Origin of the sequence: Sphaerothrix gracilis Ecp01, assembly GCF_030405905.1 — a bacterium.
Classification (GTDB): domain Bacteria; phylum Cyanobacteriota; class Cyanobacteriia; order Phormidesmidales; family Phormidesmidaceae; genus Sphaerothrix; species Sphaerothrix gracilis.
In genome coordinates, this window is sequence record NZ_JASATW010000001.1 from 330781 (window position 1) to 346522 (window position 15742).

Genomic DNA, 15742 nt, shown 5'->3' on the forward strand with positions numbered 1-15742 from the left:
AGACAAATATGACCCTTATTTTCTCAGGCGAAAGACCGCTCTAGAAGCAAATTTGCCTGTAATTAGGCTAAGAGTACATTAAGATTTCAAACATCCTGCCTGCCTGCAGACGGATTTGTCATCAGCCAAACTGCGGAATCCCCAGTTTAAGTACCACCACTGGGATTCAGCTCAAATGCCGGGGCGATATCGCGCGGCTAACGCTGCAGCAGTTCTGGCTTAACTCGCATCACAATCAAGGTCGTATCATCTTCGTTCTGCCGACCCGAACCGATGAATTTCTGCAGCAGGCCAAACAGATATTCTAAAATTCCCTGAGCGCTATCGCAGTTACGGCAGGCCCACTTAAACGCCAGCAGCAAATTTTCTTCATCAAAACGGCTGCCGCTAGCGTTAGCTGCATCGGTAAAACCGTCGGTGTAGTAAATGACGGTATCACCTGGCTGGAGCTGAATTTGCTTTTCGTGATAGCGGGTTTCCATATCTAAACCCAGCAGCATACCCACTGTATCTAGGCGCGTCACGGTGTTGGTGGCGGCCTGCCAGAGCAAAGGGGGATTATGGGCCGCATTGCCATAAGACAGCAGCCGCGTTTGAGGGTTGTACTCCGAATAGAACAGCGTCACAAAGCGATTGGAGTTTTCCAAATCGGAATGCATGACGTGGTTGAGATGCTGCAAAATGCGGGCTGGCGAGTGCCCATTGAGCACCTCAGCTCGCAACATGCCGCGCAGCATTGTCATAATCAAGCCTGCGGGCACCCCTTTGCCCATGACATCGCCAATCGCCATGCTCCAGGAACCTGTTGACGGCTGTTCAGAACTAGGGAGTCGAAGCTGCTCATAGGTAGTGGGAATAAAGTCGTAGTAGTCGCCGCCAACCTTATTGGCCGTCTTGCAGGCAGCGGCTAGGTCAACCCCCTCAATGACCGGACACTGACGGGGCAGAAGCTGTAGCTGGATTTCGGCCCCAATTTCCAGTTCTCGGTCCAGCCGCTCTCGCTTGCGCAAGGCGACGGTTAGCTCACTGTTTTCAATGGCGACGGCGGTTTGGTCGGCTACCAGGCGGACTAGCTTTTGGCGCGTATCAGTCCAGGCATAATCTGGGTCACGGCTGAAGACGTAAAGCCGTCCGCGCTCAACGTTTTTGACAATAATGGGGGTGCCAAAGATTTGCAGGTCGGCATCAAGGTAGCGATGTACCTGTCGATCAAGGGCAGACATAATATTGCGCGCCACGGTCAGGGTGCTATCGGCAACGGCGGCAAAGGAAGCCGTTACCTGACGAGTTGCAGCTTCTAAGGCCCGCCGCACATCTTGACAGTGCTTGCTGCCCTGGCAGTAGAGGTGCTCTAGGCGCAGCTGTCCGTTGGGCTGAAATAGAACCAAGGCGCCACCGGAAGCATCCGTCACCCGACTGGCAATCAGCGGAATAAGTTCTAAAAACTGATTGAGATTGTTGAGGCTTCTTAGAGCAAAGCCCAGAGAACTGAGTAAGTCCTGAATCTTATACTGTTCGCGCTGCAGACGACCCACCAGCTCCTTCAGCGCAAACACGGGAGTCGCCTCAGGTAGAGGGCTACTACCCGGCTGCTCAAAAGGCGAAGAGGATCTCGGTGGCATAGGAACAGCGGTCATGCGGCTTAGATGCAGATCTTACTTAACTTTTTTCAGGGTGGATCTCCTTCAGCCCCATAAACTGTAAATTTGCGTGACAGTTCATCAGGCTATCAGTGCCAGCAGCGAGTCAAAGCTGCACAGATATGCGATTTGAGTCAACAGCATAACACTCACATTGAAGCTTGAGAACTCTAATTAGTTAAGAAAACCAGTTTTTTTCTTTGTCAAGTCTTGACTTGTTCCTGAGAGACAGCTAAAGGACATTTAGACTGAGCTGCTGGCAAAAATTTAAAGCGGCTGAGATATCACTGGTTTGGCGGGGATAGGCGATCGCGGGGCGATTGATCACGATTAGCTGTACCCCTAGCTGCTGGGCCACCTGCCGCTTGATCTGTTCCCCCCCCGCTGCGCCAGACGCTTTAGTGACGACCTGAGAAATCTGCCACTGCTGCCAAAGGGCAGCTTCGAGCTGCGCGGAGACGGGTGGACGTAGGGCAATTAGACGATCCGGCGTGAACCCAGCGGCGATCGCCGCCTCTAACGCCTTCATCGAGGGCAGCAACCGCGCAAACAGGGTAGCGCAGCACTGCCAGGGCTGAAAATGATGGAGCCAGCGATAGCCCAGGGTCAGCAAAACTCGCTGCTGGCTCAGCAAGTCGCTGGCTAATAGGGTTTCTAGACTGTCTATCGAGTGAGTTAGGGGATTGGCTTCAAGCTGGGGCCGTTCATAGCGCAAATAGGGAATGTTTTGAGCCGCCGCCGCCGCGATCGCCAGCTGAGACACGTCCACTGCAAACGGATGGGAGGCATCTAAAATGGCGGTCACCTGCGCCTGCTGCAAGAAAAAATCAATGGTACCAGCAGTGAGCTGGCCGACCCGAACCTGCAGTGTGGGCACATCGGGATAAGCCTGTTGCGCCGTTGCGGTGGCGACAGTGACGATACAGGGAATTTTTTGGGCCGCGATCGCTCTGGCGAGCTGCAGCCCCTCCCGCGTGCCCCCAATCAGCCAGAGCCGCCTAAAATTAGGGGCGATCGTATCGGGCAGCCGCCGATCTACCACCGCACCTTATATAGATGAAAAAGATCGCCCGGCTGCTGCTTTACCAGCTTAGCCTGACTTTGCTGAATCAGCCGCTGCCAGGCCGTCAGCGGCTCTAGAAACACCTCAGAGCCCAGATAGGTTTCTAAAATAGCCCAGTTTTCAGCGTCAGGCTGCTCTGGATCTAATACGTCAAAAACAAAAAACCCACCCGGCTTCAGCACCGTCCGCACCGCCGCCAGCACAGACTGCCAGTACTCCAGAGAGTAATAGCAGCTAAATCCCGTGGCAATGGCCAAATCAAACGGCTGGTCTTCGTAGTCCAATCGGTGAGCCGAGGCCAAACGCACCCCCTTGAATAACTTTGAATTGAGCTGTGGCCCCCGCGCATTGAGCTGCTCTACGGCCACCGAGCTGATATCTTGCCCGTAAAAAAGAGCCTGCCAGTCTCGCCAGGGATAGATCAAGAAGCTAACGCCGCAGCCCAAATCTAAACACTGTTGTTGTTTTTTGGGCTGAGCCAACTGCCAAAACGGAGACGATAACCGCTCGCTCAGCTTACCGCTGGCCCAATCCTGAAAAATAGGCATCCCCTCGACCTCCGGCGGCAGGTCAAACGCTTCACCCCGATATTGCCGATTGAAGCGCTTAGCAACGGTGGCAAAGTGAGTTTCTTGAGCAGAGTTTCCCGACATAAATCACGACTTCCTATATAGACCATCTGTCTCTAGATAGTCGCTATCAGTACCGCCAATCATACTTACTTAATACAGACCCGGATACAGAGACGCAGCAAGTCACCTTGCCTAGCTGAGGATTGCAGTCATAGGATACTAGAATGCATACCGTTTGCCTATCGACCCTTCAAAGCTTTAGAAAAGTTTTGGCGATAGCTCTTATTGGCAATCAGAAAAACGGGCCACAACAGCGTTAGCTGTAGTCGCCCCTGGCTGAAATTAGTACGGTGAAACCCGCGCCAGAATCGCCAGGCTCCATAACCATAACCTGCTATCAGAAGAAGAATAATCAAAGAGTTCATGGTTACTTTGACTCCAGTTGACGGATTAAATCAGCCTATACAATGTCAGCAAGCTTCAAACTAAGCTTAGTCTCATTAGGCCAGCTAGGGCTGAGAGTACACAAGCCTTCTTTGTAGATTAGCAAAATCGTTTTCACAATGGGTGCTACGGGCAGGAGTTGAAAAATGGTCGCATAAGTGTTGGACAATAGGCTAGGAGCAAGCAAATCATCGAGAAACTTGACAGACCCAATTCGTGAGTAAAACGATGGCAGCGGTTCTCAGGTTTCTCAGACAGTAATTTTAAGTTCATTGATAAGCAGTCAAGGAGGATGTATGCGCGCAGTGCTGATGGCCGGAGGATCAGGAACTCGATTGAGACCACTCACCTGTGATCTCCCCAAGCCGATGGTTCCAATTCTCAATCGCCCAATCTCAGAGCACATTATCAACTTGCTCAAGCGCCACGGCATCACCGAGGTTATTGCTACCCTGCACTACCTGCCTGACGTTATGCGAGATTACTTTCAAGATGGCAAAGACTTTGGCGTGCAGGTGACCTACGCGGTCGAAGAAGATCAGCCGCTAGGAACGGCAGGCTGTGTAAAAAATATTTCTGAGCTGCTTGATGACACGTTCTTGGTCATCAGCGGCGACAGCATTGCGGACTTTGATTTACAAGAAGCTGTCCGGTTTCACAAAGAGAGAGGCTCTAAGGCGACGCTAATTCTAACTCGCGTCCCCAATCCAATTGAGTTTGGCGTGGTAATCACCGATGAAAACAACCGCATCCAGCGCTTTCTAGAAAAGCCTTCAACTAGCGAAATTTTCTCCGATACCGTCAATACGGGGACTTACATTCTAGAACCTGAGGTCTTGGACTACTTGCCGGCTAACCAGGAATCAGATTTTTCCAAGGAGCTGTTCCCGCTGCTGTTAGAAAAAGACGAGCCGATGTATGGCTATGTAGCTGACAGCTACTGGTGCGATGTCGGCCACTTGGATGCCTATCGAGAAGCACAGTACGACGCGCTGCAGCAGCAGGTCAAAGTTGACTTTGCCTATGAGGAACAGTCCCCAGGGCTTTGGGTAGGACAAAACACCCATATTGATAGCTCAGTTAAGATTCAGGCTCCTGTGCTGATTGGCAGCAACTGCCGCATTGGCCCCCGCGTGACTATTGAAGCGGGTACTGTAATTGGCGACAACGTCACCATTGGCAGCGATGCCGATCTAAAGCGGCCTATTATTTGGAACGGTGCCATCATTGGCGATGAAGCCCATCTGCGAGCCTGCGTGATTTCTCGTGGGGCTAGGGTCGATCGCCGCGCTCATGTCCTAGAAGGGGCTGTGGTGGGCGCGCTCTCCACTGTGGGAGAAGAGGCTCAAATCAGTCCTGGCGTTCGAGTCTGGCCCAGCAAGCAGATTGAGTCAGGCGCTTCGCTCAATATCAACCTGATTTGGGGCAATACCGCCCAGCGCAATCTGTTTGGTCAGCGCGGCGTGGCTGGACTAGCTAATGTAGATATCACACCGGAGTTTGCGGTTAAGCTGGGGGCGGCTTACGGCTCTACCCTGAAAGCTGGCTCTCACGTTACTGTTTCCCGCGATCAGCGCAGTATTTCTCGCATGGTGTCCCGGTCAATGATTGCGGGCCTGATGGGCGTAGGTGTTAACGTTCAGAACCTGGAGGCGACAGCTATTCCGGTGGCGAGAACGGTGCTGCCGACGCTGGGCGTGGCGGGAGGAATTCATATTCGCCTGCATCCCGATCGCCCGGATCAAATTCTGATTGAATTCTTTGGCGATAAGGGAATTGATATTCCTAAGGGTAAAGAAAAGAAAATTGAAGGAGCCTACTTCAAAGAAGATTTGCGCCGGGCGCAAATTCACGAGATTGGGCATGTGGCTTACCCCAGCCGCGTGGTAGACATTTATGCTACGGCCTTTGAGCAGCGCCTCAATGTCGAGGCGATTCGCAATAGCAAGTCCAAGGTGGTTATTGACTATGTCTATGCGGTTTCAGGGGCAGTGCTGCCTCAGCTTCTAGCGAAGTTTGGCTGTGATGCGGTAGTCGTCAATGCTAGCCTGCGGCAGGCGGCTCCGGCGGCGGCTGAAAAAGAAGTGCTGCTAGGTCAGCTCGGTCACGTGGTTGAAGCGCTGCAGGCCAACTTTGGCGTGCAGGTTTCAGCCAATGGCGAGCAGATGATTCTGGTAGATGAGGTGGGCACGCCAATCCGGGGTGAAGTGCTGACGGCGCTGATGACCCATATGATTTTGACGGCACACCCGCGCGGTACGATTGTGGTGCCAGTCCAGGCGTCAGGCGCAGTTGAGCAAATTGCTCGCCGCCATGATGGCCGGGTAATTCGGACCAAAGCCAATCCAACAGCCCTAATGGAAGCCTGCCAGTCGAATGACAATGTGGTGCTAGGGGGCAGCGGCGATATGGGCTTTATCTTCCCGCAGCTCCATCCCGGCTTTGATGCCATGTTCTGCATTGCTAAGCTAATTGAAATGCTTACCATTCAGGAGCGATCGCTCGGACAGATCTGGAGCGAGCTACCGCGTATCTCTCATCGCTCTCAGACAGTCCGCTGTCCCTGGACGGTGAAAGGCGCGCTGATGCGGCACCTGGTAGAAACCCACTCTTCTGAAGATCTAGAGCTGATTGATGGCGTTAAGATCTTAGATAGGGAGCGTGATAGCTGGGTGTTGATCCTGCCGGACGCAGGTGAACCTTTAGTTCATGTCTTCTCTAATAGCGAAGATCGTGAATGGATGGATGAAAAGCTGCGAGAATATCGGGCTTATGTCCAAGACTTTATTGAAAAAGAGCAGGGTTTTGAGGAAGTGAAGCGATGAACAACTGCATCTTGATGGCGGAAATTATTCAAGCGCCTCAGCTGCGGTATACCTCGGATAATCAGATGGCGGTGGCTGAGTTTGTCATTCAGTTTCCTGGGCTGCGGCCTGATGAAACCCCATCTCAGATCAAGGTGGTGGGCTGGGGCAACCTGGCCCAAGAGATCCAGGCTCAGTATCACGCGGGCGATCGCGTTTTGATAGAAGGGCGCTTGGCGATGAATACGGTTGAACGGCCTGAAGGCTTTCGCGAAAAGCTGGCAGAGCTGACAGCCCAGCGGATTCACCGCCTCGATCCCGCCAGCTTAGACGTAGCCTTTACCAGTGATGGAGCCCCTGTGGCCTCGTCACCGCCGACCAGCAGCCAATCGCCACCACCGCAGCCTACGGTACAGCCTGCTAAGCCAGCCGTACCGACCTATGAGGCACCCGCAGAGGAGCCAGATTACGATGACATACCGTTCTAGCTTTAGCGACTAGCTCTAAAAGTGCGGCTATGTGGGGAGTCTCCTGGTGAGGCTCCCCACAGCTAGATATAGCCATGTAAAAACTCGTAGGGGTCATCATCCCAGCAGGGTTCAGGATACATCCAGCTCAGATGCTGCAAAATGTCAGCTTCAATTTCTGAAACTTGTATATCCCCAAACATTTCGTCTAAGGCGGCTAAGTCTCGGTAGCGGAGCGGGGCTACCGGATCGGCGTGGGTATCAAGGGCAATTAAATAGGCAGCCTGTAGGGTCGAGGTGGCAATGGAGTCTGAGTATTCCGGCAGGCCAGCCGGACGGGATAGCGTATGTTCGTCGGCGCTTTGCTGCAGTTGTTGCCGCGTCTGAAGCTTCTGCTGCGTCGCTTTGGAGCTAAACTTCAGCAGTTCAGCCACATATTCGTCGTAGCCTTCCTCAGTTTGCGATCTCAACATAGGTCGAGGCTGTTGGCAGATGATGCAAGCGGTGGAAACCCCGATTCTGTCAGCAAGTTGGCGATAGCTTTGTTGCTCAGCTCAGGAAGCCTAGGCTTTCAGTATAATCGCTGAACGCGGGAAACTGGCTGCTGAGGGACACAGGACACTAATCCTTCAACACTTATAAAGAATTGCTTTAAGAAAATTGTAGATGCGGTCAGACTACGGGGCCATTCTAGAGCCGCGTCTTTAATGAATTAACTTAATCTTAATGAATTTCTTTGACAAAACCGGAACTGCTGGTGAAATTACGGAAAATTTCACGAGGACTAGACGATTTGGGCGATCGCAGCAAACCTCTTTATTATTTTTTCTCTATGTTATTAGAGGCTTCAGATCAAAACGGGCATCAGTATCCAGGTCGCCTGGGCAAGGTGCTCCAGCTTCAGGTCGAGGTTGGTCTGGTAGAACCCTGAAATTGGACAAGGTTGAGGCATCCACAACTGGTTCCCCGCAAGTCGATATGGGGGCTATGTGCTGATCTGGGAGATGTCCCCTCTGCTGCTGATATTGAAGAGGCGAGACAAGACGCTTGGAGCGACTTTCCTCGGGAAATGGCTTAGTGCTGCCAGCGGTGATGGATGCTTACAAGGATTGTGGCAAATAGCCCATGGTTGAGATGAGGCAAATTGAGGCTCTAGGTCGCCAGATTGCGGCTCGGTTTCGACCGGAGCGGATTATACTGTTTGGCTCCTATGCAAATGGGCAGCCGACGGCAGATTCTGATGTGGATTTGCTGGTGATTCTGCCGTTTGAGGGGTATCCCTTTCGCGTCGCAGCCGCAATCCTTAAGGCCACCAATCCTGACTTCGCTGTCGATCTCCTGGCAAGAACGCCTGAGCAAATTGAGCAGCGTTTAGCGATCGGTGATGACTTTATTCAGGACATATTGGAGCGAGGCAAGATTTTGCATAAAGCTACTGACGCAGGAATGGGTGAATAAGGCGAAGGGCGATTTCGTTTCTTTAAGGAACTCGGTACCTTAGCTTATTCATTGCGTAAGGATTCCAGTTCTCCAGGGATGAAGGGATTGCCGCTTGTCACTTTATCATGGTCAGATTCGTCGTAATGATCACCCAGCTTAATCTGAGAACTGATTGACCTCTGCCTGACGCTGAGCTTCTTCAGCAATCTGGTTTGCAAGAGTTACTGGATCAATTAAGAGATCAGGATCCCATCGTTTCGCTGTTTGAAATGCCGTAATCGCCTCATTGACATTGCCTGCTTCAGCTAGTGCTTCTGCAGCATCGACTAAAGCAGGAGCAGCAGAATGCAGTAACTCAGGAGTGTGGCAAACGGTCAATCTTTGCAGATCCCTAGGGGTACCCACTAAATAGCTTTCAAGCCAGTCACATCCTCTGGCTAATAGGGCATCTAGGTCTTCATAAGGCAACAGCTTAGCGCTGTTGCCTGCTCCACCTGCTGCGAGGATTCGTCCGTCCGGGCTCCAGCTCACGTCATAGACTCTGCTTTGCTGAGCATCAAGAGTTTTGAGCAGCTCGCCCTTCAGACTCCATAGCTTGATGCTGCCGTCTGCTCCCCCCGTTGCTAAGATTTGGCCATCGGCACTCCAGCTCAAATTACCTACCTCGCTTTGCTGGGTATCAAAGGCTCTAAGTAGCTGACCGTCTAGGCTCCAGAGCATCACGCTGCCATCCGCTCCCGCTGTTGCCAAGGTATGTCCGTTTGGGCTCCAGCTCACATCGTAGACACTGTCTTGTTGGGTATCAAGGGTTTTTAGTAGCTCGCCTCCCAGGCTCCAGAGCATCACGCTACTGCTAAGCTCTCTGCCTATTGCCAAAGTCCGACCGTCTGAACTCCAGCTCACGCTACTGACGAAGTCATGTGGGGGATCCAAAGTTCTTAGCAGCTCACCCTCTGGACTCCATAGCATCACGCTGCCACCGTATCTTCCCCCCGTTGCCAGGGTTCGTCCATCCGGACTCCAACTCACGCTACTGACTGAGTCGTCCTGGATATTCAAAGTTCTTAGCAGCTCACCCTCTGGACTCCATAGCATCACGCTGCCACCGTCCCCCCCCGCCGCCAGGTTCCGTCCGTCCGGGCTCCAGCTCACGCTATAGACCCTGCCTTGTTGGGTATTCAAGGTTTTGAGCAGCTTACCCTCCGAGCTCCATAGCATCACGCTGCCGTCTTCCCCTCCCGTCGCCAGAGTTTGGCTATCAGCGCTCCAGCTCACGCTATAAATATTGCTTTGCTGGCCATCAGGGATTTTGAGTAGTTCACTATTTAGGCTCCACAGCATCACGCTGCCATCTTCTCTAATCTTCGTCACTAAAATCTCGCCATTAGCGCTCCAGCTTATGTTGTGGAGCCTATCTCGCTCGGCATCAAGGGTTTTAAGCAGCTCACCCTCCGAGCTCCATAGCATCACGCTGCCGTCTTCCCCTCCCGTCGCCAGAGTTTGGCTATCAGCGCTCCAGCTCACAATGCTGAACCAGTCTTGCTGAGCATTCAAGATTTCAAGCAGCTCACCCTCTGGACTCCACAGCATCACGCTGCCACCTTCTCCTCCCGTCGCCACGATTCGTCCATCCGGACTCCAGCTCACGCTATCGCCTGAGCCATGCTGAGCATCAAGAGTTCTGAGTAGCTCGCCCTCCGAACTCCACAGTTTCACGCTGCCACCTTCTCCTCCCGTCGCCAGGACTCGTCCGTCTGGACTCCAACTCATGCTCATGATCGCGCCTTGCTGGGTATCGAAGGTTCTGAGCAGCTCACCCTCCGAACTCCACAGTTTCACGCTGCCACCTTCTCCTCCCGTCGCCACGATTCGTCCATCCGGACTCCAGCTCACGCTATAAACTGCTTTGCCTTGCTGGGTATCAAAAGTTCTGAGCAGCTCACCCTCTGGACTCCACAGCATCACGCTGCCGCCTTCTCCTCCCGTCGCCACGATTCGTCCATCCGGACTCCAGCTCACGCTATCGCCTGAGCCATGCTGAGCATCAAGAGTTCTGAGCAGCTCGCCCTCCGAACTCCACAGTTCCACGCTACCGTTTACTCCTCCCATCGCCAGAATTTGAATGTTCGGGCTCCAACTTATACCATTGACCTCACCGTGCTGGGGAGTAATTTCCCGCACTTCAATGCGGCTCAAAATTTGGTGTAGCGAGTAAATGGGGCTAACCGTTGGATACTCCGTCAGGGCTAGTTCTTGATTTACTAAAACGGCTTCTTTAGCCTGAGCTTTCTGGTTGACCAGAGCTTGCAGCCGCTGCCCTGTTTCTACTGCCTTCACCAGCGCCAGGGTTTGGTCACTCTCAAACTGGCGTAACGCGCTGGCAGCATTTCTCTCCAATTCCGTGGCCGTTTCAGCCTCGGTTTTTGCAGTTTCAGCGGCAGCTAATGTAGCTTTCGCTTCCTGCACTGCTGCTTGTGCTGCTAGCTTTTCACGCTCAGCAATTTGCAACTGCTCTTGTGCCTGTTGGCTTGCCTGCTCGGCTCGATTTTTTGCTTGCTCTGCCTGGGTCGTCTTCTGGTTGAGGTTACTAAGTTGTGCTTCTGCCTCTTTTACTTGAGCCTTGGCCTGCTCGAACTGGGTCAGAGCCGCTTGCTCCTGTTCCTTAGCCTTTTGGTACTGCTGTTTGGCCTGCTGCTCTTGATTTCGGACCGCTGTTTCATTCAACTGAGCTTCTGTTAAGGATTTATCCAGTTGCTCCATATCCTCAGTCAGCTGCTCCTGCCGCTGCTCTGCCTTCTCTAAGTTTTGCTGAGCAGCATTACTTTTTTTATTAGCTATGACTGCGCCAGGAACCGCGATCGCTGCTACTGCGATCGCCATCGCTGCCCCAATAAAACTAAACGTATTTCGTCGATTAGCCTTACGGGTAGCCGTCTTGAGTTTCTCATCCGCTTCCGCTTCTGCTGCCGCCAGCCTCCGCTCGGACTCTGCCTGAGTGTCTACCAAAGTTTGGTTGGCTACCGCCAGTTGTGTTTCCGCCTGCTGTCGGGCCTCGGTCAAAATTTGATTGGCTTCCGCTTCCGCTTCCAACCGCCGCTGCACATCGCGCGTCTCTAATTCCTGACTGGCATTGAGAAAGCGGTAATCCTCATCATCCAAGCGCTTACCATCAGACCAGACCAGCGCATCCCGCAGGGTATCACCCCGTAACAGCCGCGATTCGTCTTGTTGCCCAGAGGCTAGCCACGCCGCAATGGCCTCGCCGTAGGGGCGCATTTCCGCCAGCTCTCGTTCTAGCCAATCCCGATTAAATACCTGCTCATAAATGCGGTTATAGACTTTGAGCACATTGTCTCGCTTCACCACGAGCCCGGTGAGCCGCAGGATCATTTGTTCGAGGCTATCGTCGGCAGTAATAGCTCCCTGCTGCACGATTTGCTGATACAGCCCCAGCAGCCGCCCTTTCTGTTGTTCACCACTCCCAACTAAGCGATCGCGAATGGTCACCAAATGTTGAGGGGTATCCTGAACTTCCCAGTTCTCGATGATTTTGGTGTGAACAATTTCCTCCACCCACTGCGACTCTTGACCCACCTGAGGGCAAGCCGCCGCCGTCGCAATCAGCTTGCACAGCTTCTGGGTCAAAAACGGTTGTCCCCCCGTCCAATCCAGCACCGCTTGCAGCACCGTCTCGGGCCGGCTCGACTTAGCCGCTAGCCCCGGCAGCAACGGTTCCGCTTCCGCCAGCCGAAAGCCCGTGAGGTCAATAGGCTGGCCGATATTAAACGGCGTAATCTGCTTGTTTTGAATCAAATCCGCAGGTGTTGCCACCCCCAGTAGAGCAAACGTGAGCCGACGAAACTCCGGCTCATCCGCGCGGCGGTTATAGCACTCCCGCAACGCCCCAAAAAAGTCGTCGCTGCTAAACGGCAGACTCAAGGTGAGGTCTACCTCATCAATAAAAATCACGACGGGTTGAGGAATCGCAGACAGCAGCACTGTCTCTAAAAACAGGGTCAGCCGCTGCACGTTTGAGAGCAGTTGATGCTCCATCCACCAGGCATTCAAGTCAAACTGCCGCCGCAGCCCCAGACCCCGCGCAATGCGGTTGATAATGCTGACATACCACTGCTCCTCCGTCACCGAGGTGCCAATACCCTGTAGATCCACCGCCGCACAGGCAATACCCGCCGCCTGAAGGCGCTGCATCGTGCGCACCTTCAAGCTCGACTTGCCCATTTGGCGAGCATTCAACACATAGCAAAACTTGCTGGCCCGCAGGGCCATATAAAGGTCGTCGTCGGCCTGCCGCTTCACATAGGTGGGGGCATCGATCAGCAGTGCTCCCCCCTCAATCTGATAGTCGTAGGGGGTCGGGGATGAATAACTCATGGCTTAAGCCCTCAGCACTTCCCGAAAGTATTGGCGGTACAGCCCACACAGCGGCACCACATCATTGCCCTGAAACCGCACCAGCCCCATGTTTTCCAGCTTCGAGGCTTCGCCAATGGGCAGGCGTACCGGCTGATCGGCAACGATCACCTGCTTCATGGCCTCTACCAGGTTGCGCTCTTCCAGGTTGCCGAGATGGCGCATCAGGTGACGGCTAAACTCCCACGCCTGGGTGGGTGCTACCTCCAAAAACTGGGCCAAGGTCAGATCGCCCCAGGCGATGTGCTGCAATCCCACCCGCGCCAAAAACGGATGGCCCCCTACCATGTCGGCAAAGTCAGCCAGTTCACCCTCAGACCAGGCCAGACCATATCGCTGCACCAAATCTGCCAGTTGGGTCGGCATCAACGGCGGCAGATTGACGGGCATCCCCACGTTGAACGGCGACTGGTTGATGTTGAGGGGAATGTAGACTTCCTCAGAGTGGGTGATGACTAACCGCAGATTTTGCCAGATGGGATTAATCTTGGATTCTTCGTGCCACGATCGCAGCAGCCCAAACACATCCCCGGCAATGGCGGGATACTTAAAGACCTCATCCACTTCATCCAGACACAGCACCAGGGGAGTCTGGATCTCTGAGAGCAGGTACAGCTCAAAATAGTCCGTGGCTTTGTCAGCACTGCCCGCTATCCCCTGCCAGTACTCATCGACTTTGCTGGGCAGCTTTAATCGATCCGTGACGTTGGCGCACAGCCACCTGAGAAATCCATCCAGATCAGACAGATGCTCCTTGCCAGCCCGCTGCAACGACATCCACGCCGAGGCATACCCCTGTTTCGCAGCCTGATCCTGAATTCGAATCGTCAGGGAAGACTTGCCCATCTGTCGGGGCGCTTTGATCCGAATCAGGGCACCGGGCCGAGTAATTGTCTGATAGCACCGCGCTTCGATTGGTGGCCGCTCCACATAAAATCGTGAGTCCAGCGGCACCTGCCCGCCCAGCTCTTCCCATTCCATCGACGGAGCTACCGCCGTAGGGACCAAGGCCACGGCGGCTTGCCGATTGGCCTGCTGGGCGGCGAGGGTTTGAGCCGCTTCTCGTATGCCTTGGGCAATATTGAGAAACGCCTCGTCCCGATTGCTCCATTTAGTAACCGGTTTGGCATCCTTGGGAAACGCCTGTAGCTTGCCAAAGGGAGCCCCGCTCCAGTCCACCGGCTTGAGAATGATGGGCACCACAATCGCCTCTCCTGCATCGTGGCGTTCAACGGCCCGTTTCATTTCAATGTCGTAACAGTAGTCAGAGGCCAAAAAATGATCGCTGACCAGCAACAAAATAATGTCAGCGGCGTTGAGCTGGTCGTCAATCTCCTTAGCCCACTCAGACCCAGCACTAATTTTGCGATCGTGCCAAGACTTGATCACGCCCTGGCGTTGCAGCATGGCTAGGTGTAGCGCCAGCTTATCCCTCAGTCTCTCATCGCGATGGGAGTACGAGAAAAAAACATCAACAGCTTCCATCCAGGGGGGCAGGCTTGGGAAAGGAACAAGCCTTGATTCCTGCAATTATCTTCTAGAAATTTAGAAAATTCTGAAGTGCGAAAATATATTTATTCGCTCTTCACATCGCTTTAGATTAATCGCTCGGACAGGCCTGCTGAGACCAAGATTTTAAGCGATTCCACCTAACGCTATTCTTAGATGAAAAAGCGTACCTGCTGAGTGTTATTCAGCATTGCCTGCTAGAAACAGAACAAGTGCAGCTGAGCAGACTTGCATGATACTCGAAGAGCAGCTCTTGAGGGCCAACACTGCGAGTAGGATATCTTTGCCATACCGCCTCAGGAACAAAAAAGCCTCAGACCGGCTGAGGCAGAGCAATCAAAACAATTTGGCCCACTTAGTAGTCCAGTTCTTCCTCATACTCCGTCACCTTCTTCTTCTGCGGCAGGTTTACCGGCGGCGCTTCATAAGGTTCGGGAGCATCGTCATCAGACCAGACATCTCCAGTGACATCTTCGTCCTCAGAATAAACCGCGTAGGTTTCCTGGGGTGGCGTCGCATCACTCCAGTTGTCTTCTTCAAAATCATCCGCGTAGGCTTCTAGCTTCGCTTCCTGCCGGGGCAGCGGCTCCATCGGCAGCGGTTCTGGCTCATTCCAATCATCATCGCTCCAGCGCTCCTCAACCACCGGAGGCCGTTCCCGCATCGCTGGTGGCTCAACCGGCGTTTCTAAACCAGAAGGGAGCTGATTGGAAGTAGAGACAGGCATGATGTAGGCATCTTCAGCATCTCGCTCCCAAGGCGGGCTGCCAATGCCCAGCCGCTCCAGAATACCCACCGTAATTTGAACCAGCTTTTCCTCTGCCCCTTCAAATACAATCAGGCGATCGGGGCCGCTGCTGACAATTTCATCGATCGGCAGTTCATAAGTGCTAACCACCTGATCGGGAATTTGCGGCAGTCCCAGAGAGGCAATCACCAAAGACTCAATCTTGCCCGTCACCACATCAAACTTAAAGCCGCGCACTCGTCCCAGGGACTCGCCCGCCTCGGTAATGACTTCACATCTGACCAAAGTACTATAAGGAGCGACGCTGATGTCATCTTCGATCGCATCCTCATCGTCCACCAGAATTACGTCCCCAATTTGGCGAATACTGCTGAGCAACATCACCCGCTCAGTGCTAGAAACCACACCGGAAAGGATGTTTTCTCGCAGCCCCAGCGCCACCACTTCGCCGCGATCGACATCCACCCAAAGCTGGCTGATGATGCCAAGGCGCTTACCGTCATTGCGAGTGATTACCTGCGTACCTAATAAATCAGAGCGTAATCGGCTTTGTTCAAAAGTCATATCGAGTCTCAATCTCGAATCGGGGCGTGTACACCTACATACTTAGATGTACATCTTACC

Annotated in this window: 12 protein-coding genes; 4 read left to right on the forward strand and 8 right to left on the reverse strand. The window is 53.4% G+C overall.

The features are described from left to right. Positions 1-197 precede the first annotated feature (197 nt). From QJQ48_RS01565 to QJQ48_RS01580, 4 genes are all read right to left on the reverse strand, one after another. On the reverse strand, positions 198-1637 hold the full coding sequence (locus QJQ48_RS01565) for a PP2C family protein-serine/threonine phosphatase (protein WP_346289414.1): 1440 nt from the start codon (positions 1635-1637) through the stop codon (positions 198-200). 235 nt (positions 1638-1872) lie between these two features. Further along, positions 1873-2682 (reverse strand): cobalt-precorrin-6A reductase, encoded by an 810-nt coding sequence (locus QJQ48_RS01570; protein ID WP_346289415.1) that lies wholly within the window; start codon positions 2680-2682, stop codon positions 1873-1875. After that, positions 2676-3356: a class I SAM-dependent methyltransferase gene (locus tag QJQ48_RS01575; protein WP_346289416.1), complete on the reverse strand. Its 681-nt coding sequence runs from the start codon at positions 3354-3356 to the stop codon at positions 2676-2678. The genes QJQ48_RS01570 and QJQ48_RS01575 overlap by 7 nt, the downstream gene beginning before the upstream one ends. A 158-nt stretch (positions 3357-3514) precedes the next feature. Then, the gene (locus tag QJQ48_RS01580) at positions 3515-3700 is read right to left on the reverse strand and encodes a hypothetical protein (RefSeq protein ID WP_346289417.1); all 186 of its coding nucleotides are present in this window, start codon (positions 3698-3700) and stop codon (positions 3515-3517) included. 315 nt (positions 3701-4015) lie between these two features. Between QJQ48_RS01580 and QJQ48_RS01585 the strand changes: the two genes are divergently transcribed. Next, positions 4016-6544 (forward strand): sugar phosphate nucleotidyltransferase, encoded by a 2529-nt coding sequence (locus QJQ48_RS01585; protein WP_346289418.1) that lies wholly within the window; start codon positions 4016-4018, stop codon positions 6542-6544. Continuing rightward, entirely contained in the window at positions 6541-7011 is a 471-nt protein-coding gene (locus QJQ48_RS01590; protein ID WP_346289419.1) for a single-stranded DNA-binding protein, read from the forward strand. The genes QJQ48_RS01585 and QJQ48_RS01590 overlap by 4 nt, the downstream gene beginning before the upstream one ends. A gap of 62 nt (positions 7012-7073) precedes the next feature. On the opposite strand, the gene QJQ48_RS01595 is transcribed toward QJQ48_RS01590, so the two are convergent. Further along, positions 7074-7463 carry a hypothetical protein gene (locus QJQ48_RS01595; RefSeq protein ID WP_346289420.1) on the reverse strand — a complete coding sequence of 130 codons (390 nt, stop codon included), beginning with the start codon at positions 7461-7463 and terminating at the stop codon, positions 7074-7076. Between the two features lie 284 nt (positions 7464-7747). Here QJQ48_RS01595 and QJQ48_RS01600 point away from each other — a divergent pair, with 284 nt between their 5' ends. Next, positions 7748-7921 (forward strand): hypothetical protein, encoded by a 174-nt coding sequence (locus QJQ48_RS01600; protein WP_346289421.1) that lies wholly within the window; start codon positions 7748-7750, stop codon positions 7919-7921. 194 nt (positions 7922-8115) lie between these two features. Then, positions 8116-8448, forward strand: coding sequence for a nucleotidyltransferase domain-containing protein (locus QJQ48_RS01605; RefSeq protein WP_346289422.1), 333 nt, complete (start codon positions 8116-8118; stop codon positions 8446-8448). A 138-nt stretch (positions 8449-8586) separates the two neighbouring features. Here QJQ48_RS01605 and QJQ48_RS01610 read toward each other — a convergent pair whose 3' ends face one another. From QJQ48_RS01610 to QJQ48_RS01620, 3 genes are all read right to left on the reverse strand, one after another. Next, on the reverse strand, positions 8587-12822 hold the full coding sequence (locus QJQ48_RS01610; protein WP_346289423.1) for a WD40 domain-containing protein: 4236 nt from the start codon (positions 12820-12822) through the stop codon (positions 8587-8589). 3 nt (positions 12823-12825) lie between these two features. Continuing rightward, on the reverse strand, positions 12826-14346 hold the full coding sequence (locus QJQ48_RS01615; protein WP_346289424.1) for an AAA-like domain-containing protein: 1521 nt from the start codon (positions 14344-14346) through the stop codon (positions 12826-12828). A 379-nt stretch (positions 14347-14725) separates the two neighbouring features. Beyond that, positions 14726-15682 (reverse strand): PRC-barrel domain-containing protein, encoded by a 957-nt coding sequence (locus QJQ48_RS01620; protein WP_346289425.1) that lies wholly within the window; start codon positions 15680-15682, stop codon positions 14726-14728. Positions 15683-15742 lie beyond the last annotated feature (60 nt).

Coding starts and splice junctions, on each gene's coding strand:
- QJQ48_RS01595 (WP_346289420.1), bottom strand. CDS start 7,463: ATGTTGAGATCGCAAACTGAGGAAGGCTACGACGAATATGTGGCTGAA.
- QJQ48_RS01610 (WP_346289423.1), bottom strand. CDS start 12,822: ATGAGTTATTCATCCCCGACCCCCTACGACTATCAGATTGAGGGGGGA.
- QJQ48_RS01615 (WP_346289424.1), bottom strand. CDS start 14,346: ATGGAAGCTGTTGATGTTTTTTTCTCGTACTCCCATCGCGATGAGAGA.
- QJQ48_RS01605 (WP_346289422.1), top strand. CDS start 8,116: ATGGTTGAGATGAGGCAAATTGAGGCTCTAGGTCGCCAGATTGCGGCT.
- QJQ48_RS01565 (WP_346289414.1), bottom strand. CDS start 1,637: ATGACCGCTGTTCCTATGCCACCGAGATCCTCTTCGCCTTTTGAGCAG.
- QJQ48_RS01590 (WP_346289419.1), top strand. CDS start 6,541: ATGAACAACTGCATCTTGATGGCGGAAATTATTCAAGCGCCTCAGCTG.
- QJQ48_RS01620 (WP_346289425.1), bottom strand. CDS start 15,682: ATGACTTTTGAACAAAGCCGATTACGCTCTGATTTATTAGGTACGCAG.
- QJQ48_RS01575 (WP_346289416.1), bottom strand. CDS start 3,356: ATGTCGGGAAACTCTGCTCAAGAAACTCACTTTGCCACCGTTGCTAAG.
- QJQ48_RS01585 (WP_346289418.1), top strand. CDS start 4,016: ATGCGCGCAGTGCTGATGGCCGGAGGATCAGGAACTCGATTGAGACCA.
- QJQ48_RS01580 (WP_346289417.1), bottom strand. CDS start 3,700: ATGAACTCTTTGATTATTCTTCTTCTGATAGCAGGTTATGGTTATGGA.